Source organism: Geobacillus sp. CAMR5420 (assembly GCF_000691465.1).
Lineage (GTDB): Bacteria > Bacillota > Bacilli > Bacillales > Anoxybacillaceae > Geobacillus > Geobacillus thermoleovorans.
In genome coordinates this window covers 1-22,151 of the sequence record NZ_JHUS01000043.1, presented here as the reverse complement: position 1 = coordinate 22,151, position 22,151 = coordinate 1, and the positions used below count along the sequence as shown (strand labels likewise).

At 51.7% G+C, this 22,151-nt stretch carries 17 protein-coding genes and 1 CRISPR repeat array; of the genes, 11 read left to right on the top strand and 6 right to left on the bottom strand.

Going from position 1 to position 22,151, the window contains the following annotated elements:
* Nucleotides 1-303 precede the first annotated feature (303 nt).
* The 6 genes from DI44_RS06885 to DI44_RS06910 all read right to left on the bottom strand — a co-directional run bounded on the left by DI44_RS06885 (nt 304) and on the right by DI44_RS06910 (nt 5,791).
* Entirely contained in the window at nt 304-1,203 is a 900-nt protein-coding gene (locus tag DI44_RS06885; protein WP_033025581.1) for a response regulator, read from the bottom strand.
* A 29-nt stretch (nt 1,204-1,232) separates the two neighbouring features.
* A complete protein-coding gene (locus DI44_RS06890; RefSeq protein ID WP_241766384.1) occupies nt 1,233-2,489 on the bottom strand; it encodes a sensor histidine kinase in 1,257 nt (418 codons plus the stop codon).
* A gap of 290 nt (nt 2,490-2,779) precedes the next feature.
* Nucleotides 2,780-3,430 (bottom strand): amino acid ABC transporter permease, encoded by a 651-nt coding sequence (locus DI44_RS06895; protein ID WP_033025580.1) that lies wholly within the window; start codon nt 3,428-3,430, stop codon nt 2,780-2,782.
* 16 nt (nt 3,431-3,446) lie between these two features.
* On the bottom strand, nt 3,447-4,100 hold the full coding sequence (locus DI44_RS06900) for an amino acid ABC transporter permease (RefSeq protein ID WP_033025579.1): 654 nt from the start codon (nt 4,098-4,100) through the stop codon (nt 3,447-3,449).
* Nucleotides 4,101-4,188: 88 nt separating this feature from the next.
* Nucleotides 4,189-5,034 carry a glutamate ABC transporter substrate-binding protein gene (locus tag DI44_RS06905; protein ID WP_033025577.1) on the bottom strand — a complete coding sequence of 282 codons (846 nt, stop codon included), beginning with the start codon at nt 5,032-5,034 and terminating at the stop codon, nt 4,189-4,191.
* Nucleotides 5,035-5,062: 28 nt separating this feature from the next.
* Nucleotides 5,063-5,791, bottom strand: coding sequence for an amino acid ABC transporter ATP-binding protein (locus tag DI44_RS06910; RefSeq protein WP_013145090.1), 729 nt, complete (start codon nt 5,789-5,791; stop codon nt 5,063-5,065).
* Nucleotides 5,792-6,039: 248 nt separating this feature from the next.
* On the opposite strand from DI44_RS06910, the gene DI44_RS06915 reads away from it, so the two are divergent.
* The 11 genes from DI44_RS06915 (at nt 6,040) to DI44_RS06970 (ending at nt 21,999) form a co-directional block, all read left to right on the top strand.
* Nucleotides 6,040-6,987: an aldo/keto reductase family protein gene (locus tag DI44_RS06915; RefSeq protein WP_013523972.1), complete on the top strand. Its 948-nt coding sequence runs from the start codon at nt 6,040-6,042 to the stop codon at nt 6,985-6,987.
* Between the two features lie 388 nt (nt 6,988-7,375).
* Nucleotides 7,376-9,085 carry a sigma-54-dependent Fis family transcriptional regulator gene (locus DI44_RS06920; protein WP_033025575.1) on the top strand — a complete coding sequence of 570 codons (1,710 nt, stop codon included), beginning with the start codon at nt 7,376-7,378 and terminating at the stop codon, nt 9,083-9,085.
* A 198-nt stretch (nt 9,086-9,283) separates the two neighbouring features.
* Nucleotides 9,284-10,471 carry an iron-containing alcohol dehydrogenase gene (locus tag DI44_RS06925; RefSeq protein ID WP_021322436.1) on the top strand — a complete coding sequence of 396 codons (1,188 nt, stop codon included), beginning with the start codon at nt 9,284-9,286 and terminating at the stop codon, nt 10,469-10,471.
* A gap of 201 nt (nt 10,472-10,672) precedes the next feature.
* Nucleotides 10,673-12,133, top strand: coding sequence for a CoA-acylating methylmalonate-semialdehyde dehydrogenase (locus DI44_RS06930; protein ID WP_021322438.1), 1,461 nt, complete (start codon nt 10,673-10,675; stop codon nt 12,131-12,133).
* A gap of 509 nt (nt 12,134-12,642) precedes the next feature.
* Nucleotides 12,643-12,918 (top strand): UPF0175 family protein, encoded by a 276-nt coding sequence (locus DI44_RS06935; RefSeq protein WP_223813678.1) that lies wholly within the window; start codon nt 12,643-12,645, stop codon nt 12,916-12,918.
* The gene (locus DI44_RS06940; RefSeq protein ID WP_021322439.1) at nt 12,911-13,414 is read left to right on the top strand and encodes a DUF3368 domain-containing protein; all 504 of its coding nucleotides are present in this window, start codon (nt 12,911-12,913) and stop codon (nt 13,412-13,414) included. Before DI44_RS06935 ends, DI44_RS06940 begins: the two co-directional genes overlap by 8 nt.
* 142 nt (nt 13,415-13,556) lie before the next feature.
* Entirely contained in the window at nt 13,557-15,008 is a 1,452-nt protein-coding gene (locus DI44_RS06945; RefSeq protein ID WP_021322440.1) for a PTS mannitol transporter subunit IICB, read from the top strand.
* Nucleotides 15,009-15,319: 311 nt separating this feature from the next.
* Entirely contained in the window at nt 15,320-17,410 is a 2,091-nt protein-coding gene (locus DI44_RS06955; RefSeq protein WP_021322441.1) for a BglG family transcription antiterminator, read from the top strand.
* A 5-nt stretch (nt 17,411-17,415) separates the two neighbouring features.
* Nucleotides 17,416-17,859, top strand: coding sequence for a PTS sugar transporter subunit IIA (locus tag DI44_RS06960; RefSeq protein WP_021322442.1), 444 nt, complete (start codon nt 17,416-17,418; stop codon nt 17,857-17,859).
* Nucleotides 17,859-19,019, top strand: coding sequence for a mannitol-1-phosphate 5-dehydrogenase (locus tag DI44_RS06965; protein ID WP_033025574.1), 1,161 nt, complete (start codon nt 17,859-17,861; stop codon nt 19,017-19,019). The genes DI44_RS06960 and DI44_RS06965 overlap by 1 nt, the downstream gene beginning before the upstream one ends.
* Nucleotides 19,020-19,200: 181 nt before the next feature.
* Nucleotides 19,201-20,751: direct repeats of the CRISPR family, unit length 30 nt; unit sequence GTTTTTATCGTACCTATGAGGGATTGAAAC.
* Nucleotides 20,752-21,069: 318 nt separating this feature from the next.
* The gene (locus tag DI44_RS06970) at nt 21,070-21,999 is read left to right on the top strand and encodes an Rpn family recombination-promoting nuclease/putative transposase (protein WP_025039293.1); all 930 of its coding nucleotides are present in this window, start codon (nt 21,070-21,072) and stop codon (nt 21,997-21,999) included.
* The last annotated feature ends 152 nt before the right edge of the window (nt 22,000-22,151 follow it).

The following is a 22,151-nucleotide window of genomic DNA, read 5'->3' as shown; positions in this document are numbered from 1 at the left end:
CGGCGCAGTTGGCATAAGGAATGAAAAAGGTTGACCTGTCCTAAAGGCAGCCCCATCATCATGTAGAAGACTGGCCATTTAACAGGAAACGCAACTTCATCATCCCGAGTTCCAAGTTTTTCGCATTTGCGGGTCGTGAAGTGAAGGGGATGGTGGATTCCCCACCCCTAGAAGCCTAGTGAAAAACGGGGCGTCGCGCGCAAATCAACGGCGTTGGATCAGAATCGCAAGCCCGTCCGGCAAGGTTTCTCTAATTGAAAAATAGGCGGGGCCATCAGCCTTCTTCACTAAATCACCAACTTTCTAGACGCGCTTCAGCTCGAGAAAAAAAGCCGTTAAAAACTTCCGCACATTCATCCGGCATTCCGTCTCAGCTTGGCCGCGTTCGAGCTCTTTCATCCGTCGACGGATGTCACCGAAATCAAACAGCCTAGGTGCGAAATGCTCAAACGTCGGGTTCGTGTAGTCAGTCAGGCCGAGGGAAGCGAGATGGGTGAACGCCTGCAAGACGAGCCGACGGATGCGCTGTTCCATCGCCCGCGCTTCCTTGGCCGTTTCAGTCGGGGACAGGCCGTATTCCCGCTGGACGAGTCCTGCATACAGTTCTTTCAGCGGCGGCAGTTCGCGGACGGGAAGGCCTTTTGCTTCTTGCTCGGCCAACCAGCGCACCACGAGAAGCACATCCGCGCTGCCCGCCTCGCCGGCGACGCCAAGAAGAAGCAGAAGCTGTTGCGCCTGTTGCTCAATGGCGGACGGTTTGGAGACGGCGGCATCGGCCGTTTGCGTCTCAAACCCTTTGAGCACCTGGCGGATCGACTCGAGCGAGCGGACGGCGGACATGTGATCGGCGACGCGTTTCAGCACGGACAGCACTTCATAGCGGTTGATCGGTTTTTGAATGTACGTGTCAATGCCATGCAAATAGGCTTGGCCGATCATTTCTTTGTTTTCAACTTGAGAAATCATGATAAAGGTTCCGGCAAATCCTTCTTCCCGCAACGCCTTGATCGTCTGAATGCCATCACGCCCCGGCATTAACAAGTCAATGAGCACCACATCCACGTGAAGCAAGTCGGCCGCGCGAACGTGCAGTCCATCTTCGGCACAGCCGACCACCTCACCGAGCCCGGATTCATGAATTAATTTTTCAAGCATCTTTCTGACAACAGGGTCATCTTCGATTAGAAAAAAACGGAGCCCCATCTTCCCGTTCTCTCCCTTCCTTGACTTGCCTATATGACGGCATTTCCTTGCCGATCGGCGTTGCGATCGGAGAACATTTCGGCGGCGGACGGTGTGTCTTGCAGGAGGCGGGCTGTCGGCACGGCAAGACGAAACACCGTCTGCCCCGGCTCGCTTTTGACGAGCTGTAGATGCCCCCCAAGTGTTTGGGCGATATCGCGTGCATGGGTAAGACCGATGCCTGTTGACGGATTGCCTTGGCGGTCGTATTTTGTTGTGAATCCGGGCTGAAAAATCCAAGTGATGTCATCAGCCGCAATGCCGGGGCCGGTATCCTCCACTTCGATGATTAACTCGTTTCCGCGAAGACGTGCATGCAAAGTGACGACGCCCGTTTTCTCAATCGCCTCGACGGCATTCGATACCAAGTTGTTCAACACGGAAAGAAGCGGATACAGTTGGTCGGTCATGAGATCGATATGGCCGTTGTACAAAAATGTGATCGTTTTTCCGGATAAGTTGGCGTATTTTTCATTGGCGCGAATGACCATGGCGCACAGTTCGGCAATCGAAATGCGCCCGCGCACCGATTGGCGGCCGATAAGCTTAGAAAGGCCGGCGAAAATGCGTTGCATATCTTTTTTCGTCTCGTGAATATGTTCGGCAAGCTCCAGGGCGACGCGCGGTTCAACGTGTTTTCTTTCGATCAGCCGCGAGTAAAGGTCATAGCTTTGGCGCGTCATGTCTTCCATGAGAGCCATTGATTTTTGCAAGTAAAACATTTCTTCGTATAATCCGCTGCTCACCATCATGAGCCGCTCGAGTTCTTGCTTTCTCGCTTCAGCGAGTGAACGGACATGCTTTGTCACCCACATATTGTAAACGCCAATCACGCAAAAACTGCGCAAAATGGCGAACAACCATAAGACGATGATCGTTTGGCCGCTTAGGGCAAACGGCTCGCCCATCCCATATCGGATCGCTAGTTCACAGGTGTTCGCCAAAAAGTCGAGCGCTGCTCCAACCGTTCCAGCCTGAATCGGTGCGGCCATTCGTTGGCGAAACCGAACAGCAGCCGCCATCATGGAAAAGCTGATATAATACCCCGCTGCCGGGAGATGGGTCAGCAGACTCTCAGAAGTCGACATTTCTCCGGTCAACGAGTCCAGAAAGACGCGAAATCCAACGACTGCTGCTCCCGTGCTGGCGCCGATGACAAACGGCGAAAGGGAGCGAAAGGCGACAAGCCCGAGAAAAAAGACAGCGCTGCCGAGCGAGACGCGAAACGGGCTGTCAAACGGGTTCATTTTCATTTCGCCTAGAAACGCGGCAGCCGAAAGCAAAAGCAACAAGAGCCAAAGCGGTTCTTTTTTTGCTGGTGTCAGTGGACGTCACCGCCTTTGTGAAAGTCGTGAACGAATCTCCAATTCTATTATATAACAGGAAAGCGGAAACAACGGGTGATTTTCGTGAAAAATATTCATTCCCCTTTTGACGCCTCAACGAGTGATGGAAATGGACGCTCAGGGAGCCAGCGGTGCAGCGAATGGCAAGAAAAAACCGTATGCCCCAGCTGAAAAAAGGGGATACGGTTTCCTTATCGCTGGCGGTATTCCAACCGGCGCGAAACGAGCGACAGTGAATAGTTGACGATAAAGTACATGAACGCCACCAGGATGAAAATCGGGATGACAAAATTGACGTTGCGGCCGTTAATGATTTGCGCATGGTTCATCAATTCCGGCAAGGAAATGACAATGGCGAGCGACGTATCTTTCAATAAGGAAATAAACTGGCTGACGATCGGCGGCACCATGCGCCGCAATGCTTGCGGCAAAATGATGTACCATAGCGTCTGCCCATACGTAAGCCCCGATGAGCGAGCCGCTTCGATTTGTCCTTTATCGATTGACTGCAGGCCGCTGCGGACGATTTCCGACAACATGGCCGATTCAAAAATGACCAAGGCCGAAATGGCGGCGTATAGTTTATCCAGCTTTAATCCGACTTCCGGAAGGGCGAAATACGTAAAGAAAATGATTAATAACAGCGGCAAATTCCGGATCGTTTCGACCAGCACGGCCAGCAATTGGGAAAGCACCGGGATTTTCGTATAGCGAATGACCCCGATGATAATGCCAAAGACAAAACTCAAGACAATCGAAATGAACGCCACTTCCAATGTGACGAGAAACCCTTGAAGCAAAAACTTCAAATGGGCGGGCGCGTAAGCACCGGCAAAATCCATCATTTGGCCTCCTTTCCTACCGCGCCTTGAGCAGCCGGCGCTCTAAGTAGCCGACGCCAAGGCTGAGCGGGATCGTTAAGACGAGGTAAAACAAGGCGACGAAAATATAAACGTCAAAGGTGACGAACGTTTTCGAGGAAATCAAGTCGCCGTAATACATTAAATCCAATCCGGCGATGACGCCAAGCACCGAAGAGTTTTTCACCAAGTTGATGAACTGGTTGCCAAGCGGCGGAATGACGATTTTCACCGCCTGCGGCAAGATGACGTAACGCGTCGCCTGTAAGTAGGTCAACCCGGAGGAACGGGCCGCTTCCATTTGTCCTTTCGGAACGGCTTGAATGCCCGAGCGGATCGCTTCGGCGATAAAAGCAGCGGTATACACCATCAGTCCGAGCGTTCCGGCGGTAAACGAGTCAAACCGGATGCCGACGGCGGGCAAGCCCATAAAAAAAACAAAGACGATCAACACAAGCGGGATGTTGCGGATAAATTCCACGTACGCCGTTCCGATCCAATTGAGCGGGCGAATCGGCGCGATGCGGAAAATGGCGATGATAGTCCCCAGGGCCAAGCTGCCGATCAGCGCCAGCACGCTGGCCTTGATCGTATGGCCAAACCCTTGCATGTACAAATCCCAATGTTCAACTAAAATAGAATAGCGCAACAAGGCTAAACGCCTCCTTTCCTCGCTGACTCATGGCCTGTCCTTTGGGCAAACAGGTGGGCGGATATTGTTCCGCCCACCGTTTCGCCTGTTATTGTTGCGGCTTTTTGCCGATCCATTTTTCGTAGATCTTATCGTATTCGCCGTTTTCTTTAATTTCTTTCAAGTATTCGTTGATGACTTGCAGCAGTTCTTTGTCTCCTTTGCGGACGGCGATGCCGTACGGTTCTTCGGTGAACGTTTCATCCAGGACGCGATAGTTCGGATCTTGTTTGGCCATCCCCCAAAGCAGCGCGTTGTCGGTCGTAAGCGCATCGCCTTGGCCCGCTTTCAATGCAGTAAACGCTTCCGCGTAGTTTTCAAATTCAAGCACGTTGACTTGCGGGGCCGCTTTGCGGATGTTTTCCGCCGATGTCGAGCCTTTCGCCGTCAAGACCGTCATGCCTTTTTTCAAGTCTTTCACGCTGTTGATCGGGCTGTCTTTTTTGACGAGCAGCGATTGCCCGGCCATAAAGTACACATCCGAGAAATCCACTTCTTTTTTCCGTTCCTCGGTGATCGTCATCGTCGCGATGATCGCATCAATTTCCCCGTTGTTCAACATCGGGATGCGCGTTTTGGACGTCACTTCTTTCAATTCAATTTTGTTTTCATCACCGAGAATTTTTTTCGCCAGCCCTTTGGCAATATCAATGTCAAATCCTTCGACTTTTCCGGTTTCCGGGTTTTTCAACCCGAATAAGTTCAAATCATATTTGACGCCAACGATGAGTTTGCCGCGTTGTTTAATTTTTTCAAGCGTATTGGTCGCTTTGGCGGTTTCCGACGATGTTCCGCCTTCTCCTTTGTCCGTTGTGCTGCAGCCCGTTAAAGCAACAGCGCTCAATAAGGCCGTCAAGGCGACGGCGATCCACCATTTCCATGCTTTCTTTCTCATGAACAAAACCCCCTTTGATTGACCGGAATTAATGGTTTAAAATGCGGCTTAAAAAGACGCGCGCCCGTTCTTCTTTCGGGGCCGCGAAAAACTCCTCAGGCGGCGCTTCCTCTAAAATGCGCCCTTGATCCATAAAGACGATGCGATCGGCCACCTCGCGGGCAAACCCCATCTCGTGGGTGACGACAACCATCGTCATCCCTTCTTTCGCCAGCTGCTTCATGACATCGAGCACTTCGCCGATCGTTTCCGGGTCAAGTGCTGATGTCGGCTCGTCAAACAGCATGATTTTCGGTTTCATCGCCAATCCGCGGGCGATGGCGACGCGCTGCTGCTGGCCGCCGGACAGCGCGGACGGATAGGCGTTCGCTTTGTCCGGAATGCCGACTTTCTCCAAGTAATACATGGCGATCTCGTTCGCTTCTTTTTCAGACATGCCGAGCACTTTGCGCGGCGCCAACGTGATGTTTTGCAAGACGGTCATGTGCGGGTATAAGTTGAAATGTTGAAACACCATGCCGATATTGCGCCGCAGTTCGTTAATGTTGATGTGTTTGTCGTTCACTTTGATGCCGTCTACGATCAATTCGCCGCTTGAGATCGTCTCGAGCCGGTTGATGCAGCGCACGAGCGTACTTTTGCCCGAACCGGATGGCCCGATAATGACGACGACTTCCCCTTGGTTGATCGTCAAGTTAATGTCTTTCAACACATGAAAATCGCCGTAGTATTTGTTGACTTGGTGGAAATAAATCAATAGCCCCCCTCCTTTGTGACAAATTTGTGAATGTTTTTCGAATTGATTGTAAATGCGCATCTACGAAAATCTACGGAAATCTACAAAAATTTTGTGAATCGATTGAAAAAGACGATGATGGACGCAAAGAAGGGGAAGTCATTTTTTGAATAGTAAGGCAAATCTCTTTGCAAATCAGCGATCGAGGATTATAATGAGGACATGAAGAATTTGGCATTGATTGCCGTCAAAAGGAGAGGGGAGCGAAGGTGAAGTATCGAAAACTCGGCCGCACGGGGCTGAAAGTCAGTGAGATTAGTTTAGGCAGCTGGCTTACATATGGAAATTCGGTGGAAAAAGAAACCGCGATCCGCGTCATTGACAAGGCGTACGAACTTGGCATCAACTCGTTTGACACAGCGAACGTCTACGCGCGCGGGGAAGCGGAAAAAATCGTCGGCGAGGCGCTGCGCAAATATCCGCGCGAATCGTATGTCATCGCGACGAAAGTGTTTTGGCCGATGGGCGACGGCCCGAACGACCGCGGCCTGTCGCGCAAGCATGTGTTTGAGCAGCTCCATGCGAGCTTAAAGCGGCTGCAACTGGATTATGTCGATATCTACTACTGCCACCGCTATGACAAAGAAACGCCGGTCGATGAGACGTTGCGTACGATCGATGATCTCGTCCGCCAAGGAAAAGTGCTGTATGTCGGCGTGAGCGAATGGACGGCCCAGCAAATTCAAGAGGCGCTCGGCGTGGCCGACCGCTACTTGCTCGATCGGATCGTCGTCAATCAGCCGCAATACAACATGTTTCACCGTTATATTGAAAAGGAAGTCATCCCGGTGTGCGAACAAAACGGCATCAGTCAAATCGTCTTTTCGCCGCTCGCCCAAGGGGTGCTGACCGGCAAATACAAACGAGGTCAAGCGTTGCCGGCTGACAGCCGCGCCGCTGATCCAAGAGCGAATACGTTTATCCAAGGATTGCTCAATGACGAAGTGTTAACGAAAGTGGAACAACTCGAAAAAATCGCGGCTGAGCTTGGCATTACGTTGTCCCAGCTCGCCCTCGCCTGGGTGCTGCGCCAGCCGAACGTCGCCAGCGCCTTAATTGGCGCCAGCCGTCCGGAACAAGTCGAAGAGAACGTCAAAGCGGTCGATGTCGTGCTCAGCGAAGATGTGCTCGAGAAAATTGAGGGGATTTTGGCGTAAAAGAGGTGAGGGTGTCCCAAAAGGATCGGGACACCCTTTCTTATTTACTTTTACCGCATATAAGGTATAAAACAAATCATTAAGAAACAATATGTTGTGTTTTGTTTAAGGAAAATTACCCTTTTGGGTCAGCCCCATTTTTTGTCATTGGTACGTGTTTCCCTAGAAGGCTGGTGAAAATCAGCCATTTTTCCTAAATCAACGGTTCTCGAGTGAAGAGAAAGATAGCCTTTTATGGAGCTTTCTAATTTGAGAAATCCCATTGTTGAGCCGTATTTCCTGTTCAATCACCATCCTTCTACAGCATTTCCAAGGAAGGAACAGAAGGATTTTTTCACGCCAACGGCGAACGGTACGGAAAGAGGGAAGAACGAAAGGGGAATGGGGAATGGCGAGTGATTGCAGTGCTTTGCCAACCGTCGTTTGTCGCCAAACGTTGCAAGAAGTCATGCAACGGATGGCGGCTCGTGGGCTTGAGTCGGTGAACGTGATCGATGAGCATGGCCGGACGGTGGGGCGGTGCACGTGGCGGATGATGCTGCGGGCGGCGGCGGATGGGCTCGATCGTTCCATGCCGATAGGGGAAGTATTGATGGCATTTTCCGACAAGTGGGAAACGAAACAGGAAGGCGTCTGCGCTGCAATGCTAATGTCCGAAAGCGATTCCAAAGCAACGAATGAGCTCGGGCGACTGCGGCGTGAGTTGGAGGAAGCGCACCGTCTGACTGAGACGATGAAAACGGTGCTGGATGCGGCGTACGAAGGGGTGGTTGTCGTCGATGAGGACGGCGTGGTTCGTGAAATCAACCGGGCGTATTGCCAGTTTCTCGGCATTCGCCGGGAAGAAGCGATCGGAAAACATGTGACGGAAGTGATCGAAAACACCCGTCTGCACATTTGTGCTCAATCGGGCATTCCAGAAAGAGGATATATTCAAAAAATTTACGGCCAGCCGATGGTGGTGCACCGCATCCCGATTTGGCGGGACGGCAAGGTGATCGGGGCGATCGGGATGCTTATTTTCCAAGGGGTATCGGAAGTATATGAAATTTTCTGGCGCCTGCAGGAGCTGTCGCGTGAGGCAAGCCGGAAGGAGAAGAAAGAAGCGAAACCACAGGAGACGGCCGACTCCGCCCCGAAAGGAATCGAGCGGATCATTGGCCGCAACCCGGCGATCGCCGCTGTGAAGCAGATGATTCGTCGGGCGGCGCGCGTGCCGTCGACGGTGCTCATTACCGGTGAAAGCGGAACAGGGAAAGAGGTGGTGGCACGGGCGATCCATGAAGCGGGGCCACATGCGGACGGACCGTTTGTCAGCGTGAATTGCGCCGCCATCCCTGAGTCGTTGTTGGAAGCGGAACTGTTCGGCTATGAAGATGGGGCGTTCACCGGTGCGAAAAAAGGGGGCAAGCCCGGCAAGTTTCAACTCGCCCATGGAGGGACGCTGTTTTTGGATGAAATCGGCGATATGCCGCTTGCCATGCAGGCGAAAATTTTGCGCGTCTTGGAAGAAAAGAAAGTGGAAAAAGTCGGCGGACTATACGAAACCAAGGTGGACGTGCGCATCATCGCCGCGACGAACAAACCGCTTGAAGACATGGTGCGGGAAGGAACGTTCCGGGAAGATTTGTTTTACCGCCTGAACATCATTCGCATTCATCTTCCGCCGCTGCGCGAGCGGAAAACGGATATTCCGGCGCTGCTCGCCCACCATATGGAACGGATGTGCCGGCAGTTTGGCGTCGCGTTGAAGTCGTTTACCAAAGAGGCCATGGAAGTGCTTGTCGACTATTCCTGGCCGGGAAACATCCGCGAGCTGGTCAACGTCGTCGAATGGCTGATCAGCATGGTTGAAGGAGATGTGATCGAACGCGAACACTTGCCAGCGTATTTGTCGACCGTTCAACCGGCCGTCTCCGCTTTGCCAGATCAGGGTGTGAGAATAGCGGACCTATGGAAAGAAATGGTTTACCAATCCGAGCGGGAACGAATCGCTGCGGCGCTGGTGGCGGCGGGCGGCAATAAGGCGGAAGCGGCAAGGAGGCTCGGCATTCACCGCTCGACGTTATATGAAAAACTGAAAAAATACGGATTATAGACACAACGGCGGAACAGCCGTTGTTTTTGTTGTGATGTCGGATTAGTGTCTGGTTATTGTTTGATAGATGTCTTGTTTGTGTCGGTGATGGCGCTTTTGTTTTGAATCGACTTCCTTGTTGCGGTGCGCTTTGTATGTTGGCACGAAACTTGCTTTCTAAAAGAGGTGAAACCGTTATCAAAATCAGGAGGGGACGCGATGTACGAATTGTTGGTGCCCAGCCGGGTTGTGTATGGGCGCAATACGTTCGCCGAAGTCGGCCCACAGGCAAAAGCGCTCGGAACGAAAGCGCTCATCGTCAGCGACCCGGTGATGGAGAACATCGGGGTGGTTGCCCGCTGTGAGCAATATTTGCAAGAAGCAGGGCTGCCGTTTGTGAAGTATACAGGAGTCGACAGCGAGCCGACGGATGTGCATGTGAAAGAGGCGCTTGACGTCTGCCGGAGCGAGCGGTGCGATGTCGTCATCGCCATCGGCGGCGGCAGCAGCATTGACGCCGCCAAGGCGGTCGCCGTCATGATGACAAACGAAGGGGAGATCAGCGACTATATCGGCAATCAAAAGCGGTTTGCCGAAAAACCGCTGCCGCTCATTGCCATTCCGACAACGGCCGGAACGGGTTCGGAAGTGACGAAAGTAACGGTCATTATCAATACGAAGACGGACGTCAAAATGATGATTTCCCAACCGGAGCTGCTTCCAGCCGTGGCGATCGTCGACCCGTTGCTCACGGTTTCGTGCCCGCCGTCCGTCACCGCGGCCACGGGCGTCGACGCCCTCTGCCATGCGATCGAGGCGTACATTTCCCGACGCGCCCACCCGGTGACCGATGCGCTGGCGCTCTCTGCCATCGAAGCGATCGTCGGTCATTTGCGCCGGGCGTATGAAAACGGTCAAGACATCGAAGCGCGGGAAAAAATGGCGATCGCCGCCATGAAAGCCGGCATGGCGTTTTCCAACGCCTCGGTGACGCTTGTGCACGGCATGTCGCGGCCGATCGGCGCGCTTTTCCACGTGCCGCACGGCGTATCGAACGCGATGTTGCTGCCGGGGGTGCTGGAGTTTACAAAAGACAGCGCCATCGAACGATTGGCGGTGATCGCCCGAATCATCAAGCCGCCGCTCAAAGACGTTTCCGATACGGAAGCAGCTGAGGCGCTTGTTGAAGAAGTGAAACAGCTTTGCCGCGATTTGCGCATTCCGAATATGAAAACGTGGGGCATCGACAAAGCGGCGTTTGACAAAGCGGTTGATAAAATGGCGGCCGATGCGCTCGCGAGCGGCAGTCCAAGCAACAATCCGAAAGTGCCGACCCATGAGGAAATCGTCGCCTTGTACCATTATTGTTATGACTATCAGTACGACACCAAAACCGTAAGTTCGTAAATGAGTCCGACGGCTGGGATGGCGATTGCAGGACGCATGACAGCGACCAGCAGCAAACGGACAGCAAAGAACGCCGCTTTTTGGAAGCGTTCAGCCCGCCGGCCGTTTCCGCGAAAGGAAGCGCTCGTCGATCATCCATAGCCCTTGTGTGCGTTCATGAACCAATCTTTTGAAAGATCGACTAGAAAGGTGGTTTCATCCATGAGTTCCGTGACCGAAACGAAAACATTGAAAAATTTTATCGGCGGCCAATGGGTCGCCTCGACATCCGGAAAAGAAGAAGTCGTGCCGAACCCGGCAACGGGGGAGGTTCTAGCGAAAGTGCCGCTTTCCTCGCGCGAGGAGCTTGATGCAGCGGTGGCGGCCGCGAAAGAAGCGTTCCGCGAATGGCGCAAAGTCCCGGTTCCGCGCCGTGCCCGCATTTTGTTTCGCTATCAGCAGCTGTTGGTCGAACATTGGGACGAACTCGCTAGACTTGTGACGCTAGAAAATGGCAAAGTCTATGAGGACGCCTACGGTGAAGTGCAGCGCGGCATTGAATGCGTTGAGTTTGCGGCCGGGATTCCGACGCTCATGATGGGCCAACAGCTGCCGGATATCGCGACCGATATCGAATCGGGGATGTACCGCTACCCGCTCGGTGTCGTCGCCGGGATTACACCGTTTAACTTCCCGATGATGGTGCCGTGCTGGATGTTCCCGCTTGCCATCGCCTGCGGCAATACGTTCGTGCTGAAACCGTCTGAGCGGACGCCGCTGCTCGCCAACCGCTTGGCTGAGCTGTTTACTGAAGCCGGACTGCCTGCAGGAGTATTGAATATTGTCCATGGGGCACACGAGGTCGTGAACGGCATTTTAGAACATAAAGATATTAAAGCCGTTTCGTTCGTCGGCTCGCAGCCGGTCGCCGAGTATGTATACAAAACAGCCGCCGCCCACGGCAAGCGGGTGCAGGCGCTCGCCGGCGCGAAAAACCATTCGATTGTCATGCCGGACGCCGACCTCGATATGGCGGTGACGAACATCATCAACGCCGCCTTTGGTTCGGCGGGCGAGCGGTGCATGGCATGCTCGGTCGTCGTTGCAGTCGGCGATATCGCCGATGAGTTGGTGGAGCGGCTCAAACAGGCTGCTGACCGCATCCAAATCGGCAACGGGCTTGACCAAGGCGTCTTTTTAGGACCGGTCATTCGCGAGGCGCATAAAGAGCGGACGATCAAATACATTGAAATCGGCGAAAAAGAAGGCGCGCTCCTTGTCCGCGATGGCCGCCGCGACGCTGCAACAAGCGGAAAAGGCTATTTCGTCGGCCCGACGATTTTTGACCATGTCAAGCCGGGCATGACGATTTGGACGGATGAAATTTTCGCCCCGGTTCTGTCCGTCGTCCGCGCCCGCGATCTGGACGAAGCGATTGAGATCGCCAACCGATCGGAATTTGCCAATGGCGCCTGCATCTACACCGACAGCGCCAAAGCGATCCGCCAGTTCCGCGAAGAAATCGACGCCGGCATGCTTGGCGTCAACGTCGCCGTCCCGGCGCCCATGGCGTTTTTCCCGTTCTCGGGCTACAAAAACTCGTTTTACGGCGACCTCCATGCCAACGGCCGCGACGGCGTCGAATTTTACACGAGAAAGAAAATGGTGACGGCGAGATATTAGTAAAATAGGCTGTAAGAGGGTGTCCCAAAAGGATCGGGACACCCTTTCTTATTACCGTATATAGACAATATGTTGTGTTTTGTTAAGGAAAATTACCCTTTTGGGTCAGTCCCCTTTTTATCACCTCGAACCGAGAAGGCCTCAACTTCCAAGCATGAGCGTAAGTGGGGGATGAACCGGCGTCTTCCACCAACGATCTTCCCCTTGCACCAAAAGAACAAAGGAAGGGCTTCGATTGCGATCTTTTTGAGGAAGCTCAACGGTGGGATGCACAGGGATGGCTTAGCTGACAGCTTACCGTATGTTAGGGTGTTCCCGAGAATCCCCTATTTCTCTACGTGAGCGCGGGTGGGGAGTGTTCAATTGAGTCGGTTTCATTTCTATCGTGTTGAGCGTGTAGTAAAAAATTTGGAAATGCTATTCGTTCCGTGACAGCATCCAAAAGGCGCGAAGTGTGATAGAATAAAATAAAAAAGGGTGTGAGTTCAATGGCCATGGACTACTTTCAGGTGAACTTGCCGAAAGAGTTTTTGCCCGCCATTAATGAATTGGAAGGCAACACAGTTGAGGCAAAAATAAAGCTTTCATTGGCGATTGGTTTGTTTGTTGGAAAACAGGTGACGCTGGCGAAAGCGGCTGAATTGGCAGGAAAATCCTTAGGGGAATTTATCGATGTATTGCGTTCGAAGGCGATTCCTTGGATGGAATATACGGAGGAACACATCAAAGATGATTGGGACACGGTGCAAAAATTGAGCAAAGAAAATAGGGATCACAATGAGTAGGGTTACGGTTAATTCTACACCGATTATAGGTCTGTCGATCGTTGGTCAATTGACTCTTTTGTCTGAACTATTTGATGAAGTATATGTTCCGGAAGCTGTCTATCAAGAAATTGTTCATAACCATGCCCCACGCCATTATGGAAAAGAGGAGCTCAAACGATTGGTCAGCGAGGGGGTGTTTCGACTATACCATGTAAAAAATCGCAGCCTTGTTGAAAGTTTATATGGAAAATTCCATGCCGGGGAGTTAGAAGTTATTATTGGAGCGAAAGAACTTGGTGCTCAAGTCGTTGTGATTGATGAGCATGCTGCCAGATCATTGTCGAAACAATTCCTTTTACGGCCTATCGGTACAATCGGAGTTTTGATTCTGGGAAAGAAAAACAGGAAAATAGCGGAAGTCAAGCCGCTGTTAGACACTTTGCTTGAAAATGGATTTTATCTCTCCCAACGTCTCTATCGAGAGGCGTTGTCGTTGGCAGAAGAAACGCCGTAACCCCGCCCGCCGCGCTCGGCTTTTCCTTTTTAAAACCTGTCAACAACCCCCTTGACAAAATCGCGTTTATTTATCATTGAAGGGCCGGTTGTAAGCGTTTTAAGATAAAGGTACAGTCAAGCCAAAAAGGAGGAACAGCTTTATGACGCATACAACCGGAAACGAAACAGGCTTCCGTGTGAAGATTCAGCGGTTTGGCGGTTATTTGAGCGGCATGATTATGCCGAATATCGGGGCGTTTATCGCCTGGGGGCTGATTACCGCCCTGTTTATCCCGACCGGCTGGCTGCCGAACGAGACGTTTGCGAAGCTCGTCGGTCCGATGATTACGTATTTGCTGCCGCTGTTGATTGGCTATACGGGCGGCAAAATGGTGTACGACGTCCGCGGCGGTGTCGTCGGGGCGACGGCGACGATGGGCGTGGTCGTCGGTTCGGAAATCCCGATGTTTTTAGGCGCGATGATCATGGGTCCGCTTGGCGGTTATGTGATCAAAAAGGTAGACGGGCTCTTCCAAGGAAAAGTGAAACAAGGGTTTGAGATGCTCGTCAACAACTTTTCGGCCGGGATCGTCGGCGGCGTGTTGACGCTGCTCGCCTTTAAAGGAGTCGGCCCGGTCATTTCTGTGATCAGTAAAACGTTAGCGGCAGGAGTGGAAAAAATCATTGATTGGCACTTGTTGCCGCTGGCGAACTTGTTCATCGAGCCGGGGAAAGTGCTGTTCTTGAACAATGCGATCAACCATGGAATTTTAAGCCCGCTTGGCGTCGAACAAGCGGCGAAAACCGGGAAATCGATTTTGTTCTTGCTGGAAACGAACCCTGGTCCAGGGTTGGGGATTTTGCTGGCGTATTGGCTGTTTGGCAAGGGGATGGCGAAACAATCGGCGCCGGGGGCAGTCATTATCCACTTCCTTGGCGGGATTCATGAAATTTACTTCCCGTACATTCTCATGCGACCGATTTTGATTTTGGCAGCCATGGCGGGCGGCGTGAGCGGCGTGTTCACGTTTACGGTGCTCCATGCCGGGCTGGTGGCGGTGCCGTCGCCGGGAAGCATTTTCGCCTTGCTGGCGATGACGCCAAAAGGGAATTACTTTGGCGTGCTAGCCGGCGTGTTCGTCGCCGCAGCGGTATCGTTCCTCGTCGCGTCGGTGTTCTTGAAATCGGCGAAACAAAACGAAGAGGAAGAAGACTTGGCCAAGGCGGCAGAAAAAATGCAACAGTTAAAAGGGAAACAAAGCCAAGTGGCGGCCGCGTTGCAGCAACAAGAGGAAGTGGCAGCGGCGGTGGCGGAACAGGCCGTCCCTGCACGGGTCAAAAGAATTGTCTTTGCGTGTGACGCCGGAATGGGCTCGAGCGCGATGGGAGCATCAATTTTGCGCAACAAAGTACAAAAGGCCGGGCTCGATATCGAAGTGACGAATACAGCGATCAACCAGCTTCCGGCCGACGCCGACATCGTCGTCACCCATCAAAACTTGACCGACCGGGCGAAGGCGAAGTTGCCCAATGCGTACCATGTATCGGTCGAAAACTTCTTAAACAGCCCGAAATACGATGAATTGATCGAGCAATTGAAAAAGAACGCGTAAATCGGCATGAGACGCAGGGGAAATGGCGTTCCCCCTGCGTTTTGCTTTGTGATTTCGCGTTTACCTCGACGGCTAGGGGCACTTTCCTCCGCTCCCATCCGCATGGATGTGCCCGACCGCGGTGAACTTCGTCAAACGACGAAAGAGAAAAATACATGCAAAATTAAAATCTGTCAACAATAACAATGACGAAAACGAAACATCTATTCATTGTCAAATCAAGAAAAAAGCCCTTACAATAAGGATGGAAGAGGCAAAGATTTATTTCAAAAATGTCAATAATGCTGTTCCGTGATGGGAGGTGAACGGCGATGTACGTATCGGCACGGGAGCGGAAGTTGCTTGAACGGTTGTTGGCGGACGATAGGGACATAACAGTCGGCGAATTGGCGGAGGAACTGAATGTCAGCGCCCGCACGGTTCATCGTGATTTGCAAGGTTTGGAATCGGTCTTCCGCCGCTATGGGCTTAAGCTCGCGAAAAGAGCAGGAGTCGGCATCCGCCTCGTCGGGGAAGAGGAAAAGAAGCAGGCGCTGGCCGCAGAGCTGTTTCGCCTTTCTCATCATGAATACACCCCCGAAGAGCGGCAGCTCATGATTTTAATTGCGCTGTTGGAAGCCAACGAGCCAGTGAAACTTGTCACATTGGCCCATGACTTGAACGTCACGGTCGCCACTGTCAGCTTGGATTTGGACAAATTGGAACAAACGGTAGAAGCGTACGGGCTTTCGCTCATCCGCAAGCGTGGATACGGGGTGGAGCTTGCCGGTTCGGAATCGGCGAAACGGCGCTTGATGAGCGACTTGTTGTTCCGCCATGTTGATGAACACGAATTTTTGGCATTGATGAAAGAGACGATCCAAAAACGGACGGACGCTCCGCTTGACACCGTGGCGGAGAAGCTGCTCGGGCTTGTGGACAGAAAAAAGCTCGCTGTCATTGAGCAGCAAATCGAGCAAGTGAAAGAAAAGCTTCCGTTTACGATGGCCGACAGTTCGTACATCGCCTTCGTCGTCCATTTGGCGCTCGCCATGGAGCGCATCAAGCGGGGAGAAGCGATCCACTTCGATCCGCGGGATCTGCAGGCGTTGCAAGCGACGAAAGAATATGAGATCGCGCATGAGCTCGCTGAATCGTTAGAAAAAGTCTTTGACGTTGACATCCCTAACGAAGAAGTCGGCTATATGACGATGCACTTGATGGGAGCGAAATGGCGCAGCCGTCAAGGAGCAATGATGGAAGAGCCAAGCTTGGCCGTCGGCATGAAGGCGCAACAACTCATCCGCTTTGTCAGTGATAAGCTCGGCGTTGATTTATCCGCCGACCGTACGTTATACGAAGACCTTGTCGTCCATTTAAAGCCGGCTCTGTATCGCCTCGAACACGGAATGGGGGTCGCCAATCCGCTGCTTGATCCAATCAAACAAGACTATGCGGAGCTGTTCGCCATTGTCGCAGATGGGGCGCGGCAGCTGTTTGGCGGCATTCCGATCCCGGATGAGGAGATTGGCTATTTGGTGCTCCATTTTGCGGCCGCGCTCATGCGGGAGAAAAAAGGCTGGCGGGTGTTAGTCATTTGTTCGAGCGGGCTTGGGACGGCGAAAATTTTAGCGACGAGGCTGAAAAAAGAGATTCCGGACATTGTTTCGCTGGAACAAGCTTCCGCGTTTGAATGGAAAGGAAAAGATGTCAGCGCGTACGATCTCGTCATCTCGACCGTGCCGCTTCCTGAGGAGTATGGGCCGCATATCGTCGTCAGCCCGATGCTGACCGAGGAGGAAGCGCGGAAGATTCGCGAGTGTTTAGAGCGAAAATCGGCCGCTGAAAAGCGGATGAGGAAAGAGTCAACCGCACGGCGAAACAGGCCAGCCATCGACACGATGAAGGCGGTTCGGCGCATCAGCGAGACGATCGTCCACATTTTGGACGGTTTTTCCCTCGAGGTGGTCAAGAGGCGCTCTGTTCATGAAATATTGACGGACGCGTGCCGCCGCCTCGAACGAAGTGGCGTCATTGTCGATGCCGATGTCGTCATCGAGGAGCTGCGGCGCCGCGAGTCGCTTGGCGGGCTTGGCGTCCCTGGCACGACGCTGGCGCTTTACCACGCTCGAAGCTTCGCTGTCCTTCGTCCGTCTCTGACGATGTACCGACTTGATTCGCCGCAAACGGTGGCGGGGATGGACGGGGAGCCGATGGAGATCAACACGGTCGTGTTGCTTCTCGGTCCTGCTGATGCGGATGAAGAGGTGCTTTCAGTATTAAGCCATGTGAGCACGTTGCTCGTAAAGAACGAGCAAAGCGCGGCCACGTTGGCTTATGGCGGCGAAGACGAAGTGTATTCGCTTATTAGCGGCCATTTGGAACAATTTTTCGATGATTATTGGATATCGATGAAGGAGTGACACGGATGTTGACTCATTCGATTTTAAACAAAGAAAACATTATGCTCAATGCGCAACCAAAAACGAAAGAAGAGGCGATCCGCCTCGCCGGCGAGGTGTTGGTCAAGCAAGGATATGTCGCCCCGGCATATGTTGATGCGATGCTTGAACGGGAAGAACTGACATCAACGTATATCGGCAACAACGTCGCCATTCCGCACGGAACGGAAGCGGCAAAAGCGCTCGTGAAACAGTCCGGCATTTCGATCGTGCAAGTTCCGGACGGCGTCGATTTTGGAGGCGGCAACATGGCCACGATCGTCATCGGCATTGCCGGCAAAGACGGGGAACATTTGGATATTCTTTCGAAACTCGCACTCGTCTGCGCCGAAGCAGACAATGTGGCCGCCATGGCGAACGCCAAAACGGCCGAGGAAATTCTTGCGCTGCTCCATGAGGTGAACGGCTGATGAGGGCCGTCCACTTTGGCGCCGGCAACATCGGCCGCGGCTTTATCGGCAGCCTGCTGGCGGCGTCGGGATATGACGTCGTGTTCGTTGATGTCAATGAACAAATCGTCCGTTTGCTGAAGGAGCGGGGGGAGTATCGCGTCATTGTTGCCGGCGAGCGGCGCGAAGAACAATGGGTGCGCGGCGTTTCGGCCCTGAACAGCCAAACGGAGCGGGAAGCGGTCATCGAGGCGATCGCAGACGCTGATTTGGTGACGACCGCGGTCGGCCCGCACATTTTGCCGGCTATTGCGCCAGTCATCGCCGCTGGGCTTGAGCGGCGCTTCACGGTTCATCAGAAGCCGCTTCACGTCATTGCCTGTGAAAACATGATCGGCGGCACGGAAACGCTGAAAACGCACGTCTTTGCCCATCTTTCCACGGCTGGGCAGCAGCTGGCAGATGAAAAAGTTGGTTTTCTCAACTGCGCGGTCGACCGCATCGTGCCGAATCAGACGAATGACGATCCACTCGCTGTCACGGTGGAACCGTTTTTCGAATGGACGATTGAAACGCGAAACGTCATCGGCACTGTTCCGCCGATTCAAGGGGCTCATTTTGTCGCTGACTTAGAGCCGTATATCGAGCGCAAATTGTTTACGGTCAATACCGGCCATGCGTTGGCCGCTTACTTAGGGTATCTGCGAAACTACAAAACCGTCCAGGAAGCGATGAACGATGAAGGTATTCGATTGAATGTCGAGCAAGCGCTCAGTGAGTCGGGAGCCGTCTTATTGAAAAAGCACGGATGGCATGAGGAAGAGCACCGTTCCTATATCAAAACGACGATCGGGCGTTTCACCAACCCGTCCCTTTCCGACGATATCGTCCGCGTCGCCCGTTCGCCGATCCGCAAGCTCGGGCCGAACGACCGGCTCATCGCTCCGGCGACGCAATACTGCACACTATTTGGCAACGTTCCTGCTGGTCTCGCCAAAGGAATTGCCGCGCTGTTGCGCTTTGATGATGCGAGCGATGCAGAAGCCGCCGCTCTGCAACAAACGATCGCACACCACGGAATCGAAGGAGCGCTTCGGCAATACGCGGGGCTTGAGAGTGCGCACCCGCTTGTGGCCGCGGTGAGGGAAGAGTACGGGAGAATGGAGAAAAACAAAAGCTGACCGCCTTTCAAATGTCGTCGACCTCCAATCGTGCAAAAACCCCGGGGGATCGACGACAATATTTTTTTTGCGTCAAAATCCTACAACCAACACGGCTCAACAGTATTGACAGAATTTTTGAAACGTGATATTCTGAAAACAGTCAAAAGGGGAAAAGCTTGATTTTATGCGAATGGTTTGGGTTTTTATCGTACCTATGAGGGATTGAAACAAAGCTGACTATTTCATTTCCATCCACATCAACGCGTTTTTATCGTACCTATGAGGGATTGAAACAAACGAAGGCCGTTCTTCCGTGATCCGCTCGAGAACGTTTTTATCGTACCTATGAGGGATTGAAACCTGCTCTTCTCAATAATTCACTTGCGGCACTCATCAGTTTTTATCGTACCTATGAGGGATTGAAACTATAACAGGAATCATTGCTTCTTTTCCGAAATACCCGTTTTTATCGTACCTATGAGGGATTGAAACATTTTTCGGAAGGCATGATACGCCGCGGGTATGCGGGTTTTTATCGTACCTATGAGGGATTGAAACTAATGTTTCGAAGGTGCGTTGGGGAAGTTCTGAAATTGTTTTTATCGTACCTATGAGGGATTGAAACCATTTGCCAGGCAAAAGCAGCGCTCACTGTCACCAGTTTTTATCGTACCTATGAGGGATTGAAACAGGCGGTAATCGCAAGCCCGATCGGACCAGTCATCGCGTTTTTATCGTACCTATGAGGGATTGAAACCGAAAAAATACCAAGAAATGTTATTTGCTGAGGATCAGTTTTTATCGTACCTATGAGGGATTGAAACCAGCAAAATCAAGCAGCTTGAACGAGACATCGAGCGGCGTTTTTATCGTACCTATGAGGGATTGAAACCAGCTTATGTGCGGCGTTAGGAATCGCGGCGGAGGTTTTTATCGTACCTATGAGGGATTGAAACTTCCTTTTTTCCCGTAAAACCTGTTGCCGCTTTTTCGTTTTTATCGTACCTATGAGGGATTGAAACTGTTTCCGAGTGCATTATGGATTGGTGCCAAACCCGTTTTTATCGTACCTATGAGGGATTGAAACTCAAGTCAATACGTCACGATTGTGGTGGATGATCGTTTTTATCGTACCTATGAGGGATTGAAACAAAAATGTTTTTTGCCATATCAATCGCCAACTTCATTGAGTTTTTATCGTACCTATGAGGGATTGAAACGACGACGAGTTCCGCAAACGAGATGTGGAACTTGTGTTTTTATCGTACCTATGAGGGATTGAAACGACGACGAGTTCCGCAAACGAGATGTGGAACTTGTGTTTTTATCGTACCTATGAGGGATTGAAACGCAATATCGCTAGCATTGAAGTCACCTTCTCCGACGTTTTTATCGTACCTATGAGGGATTGAAACATTGCTGCCCAACAAGCACGAACCGGTTGCCATTCGTTTTTATCGTACCTATGAGGGATTGAAACGTAACAGTTTCGCCGTTTTCTCCGGCAAGTCGGCTTCCGTTTTTATCGTACCTATGAGGGATTGAAACCAACAAATCGCCTACGGTCACGTCATCGGTCTTGAGTTTTTATCGTACCTATGAGGGATTGAAACCCTAATGTCCGATAACAGCCTACCAATCCCAATCCGTCAGTTTTTATCGTACCTATGAGGGATTGAAACACGACGATCATTCAGGATTTGAAGCAAACCGCAAAAGAGTTTTTATCGTACCTATGAGGGATTGAAACAGTTGTGAATATGCGTCAAGGCCATTCCTGTGCATGGAGTGAATCCTTTGACACATAGTACGATGACTGGCTTTTCATAGAAGAAGAAACAAGAATGCTTCTTCTTTACGCCAAAATAAAGGTTTTTATCGTACCTATGAGGGATTGAAACATCTGTTCAACAGTTAAATCACGTGGTACAGGAATACGTTTTTATCGTACCTGTGGGGGACTGAAGCGCTATACAGTACGGTACAACTTTTTCTGTCCCCGATGCAGGATTTTCACCCCCTGCTTGCGAATGGATAGAATTGAACACGTTCAAAGAGGGGTGATGGAATGGCTATTGACCACGACCGGTTGTTTAAAGAACTGATCCAAACGTTCTTCGAAGAGTTTCTTCTCCTCTTTTTTCCCGACATGCATGAACACATTGATTTCAGCCATTTGTCCTTTCTGTCCGAAGAACTGTTTACCGATGTCACGGCAGGTGAAAAATACCGCGTCGATCTATTAGTCGAGACGAAGCTGAAAGGGGAGGATGGGCTGATCATCGTTCATGTGGAGAATCAAAGCTACGTGCAACCATCGTTTCCAGAGCGCATGTTTATCTATTTCAGCCGTTTGTTTGAAAAATACCGCACCCGCATCGTTCCGATCGCTGTCTTCAGCCATGACACCCTCCGCGAAGAACCGTCCGTGTTCTCAATCGAGTTTCCCTTTGGCGACGTGCTGCAGTTTCGCTTTTTCCCGGTGGAGTTGCGCAAGAAACATTGGAGAGACTATATCCGGCATGACAATCCGATTGCGGCTGCCCTCCTTGGCAAAATGGGGTATACTGAAAGTGAGAAAATTGAGTTGAAAAAAGAGTTTTTGCGCATGTTGGTGCGATTGGAGCTGGATGAAGCGAGGCAACGGCTCTTGTTGGGCTTTTTTGAAACGTATGTGAAGCTGTCGGAGGAGGAAGAGCAACAACTGCAAAGAGAGGTGAAGGAGATGGAAACGACAGAAAAAGAGAAAATGTTGGAGCTGATCATTTCCTATGAGCAAAGGGGAAGAAAACAGGGGTTGGAAGAAGGAATTAAACGCGGGATTGAACAAGGGATCAAACAGGGAATGAAACAAGGAATGAAGCAAGGAATGAAGCAAGGAATGAAACAACTGATCCGCAACATGGCGCGCAAAGGAATGAAGGTGGAAGATATTGCTCGGTTGGTGGATCTTCCAGAGCAAGATGTTCGGGAATTGCTTGAAGAGCAGGGAAATTAAACACAAGAGGCGGCTATCTAACGAGGACGGTTGGCGGCGACAAAAGAGGCAGATGAAATCATTGATTCGTAAGTGATAGATTGTAAAAAAACGGATGATTGTCCTGTCACATAAAATATGTACTGTACCAAAGTTTTATCTTAATTAGGCGA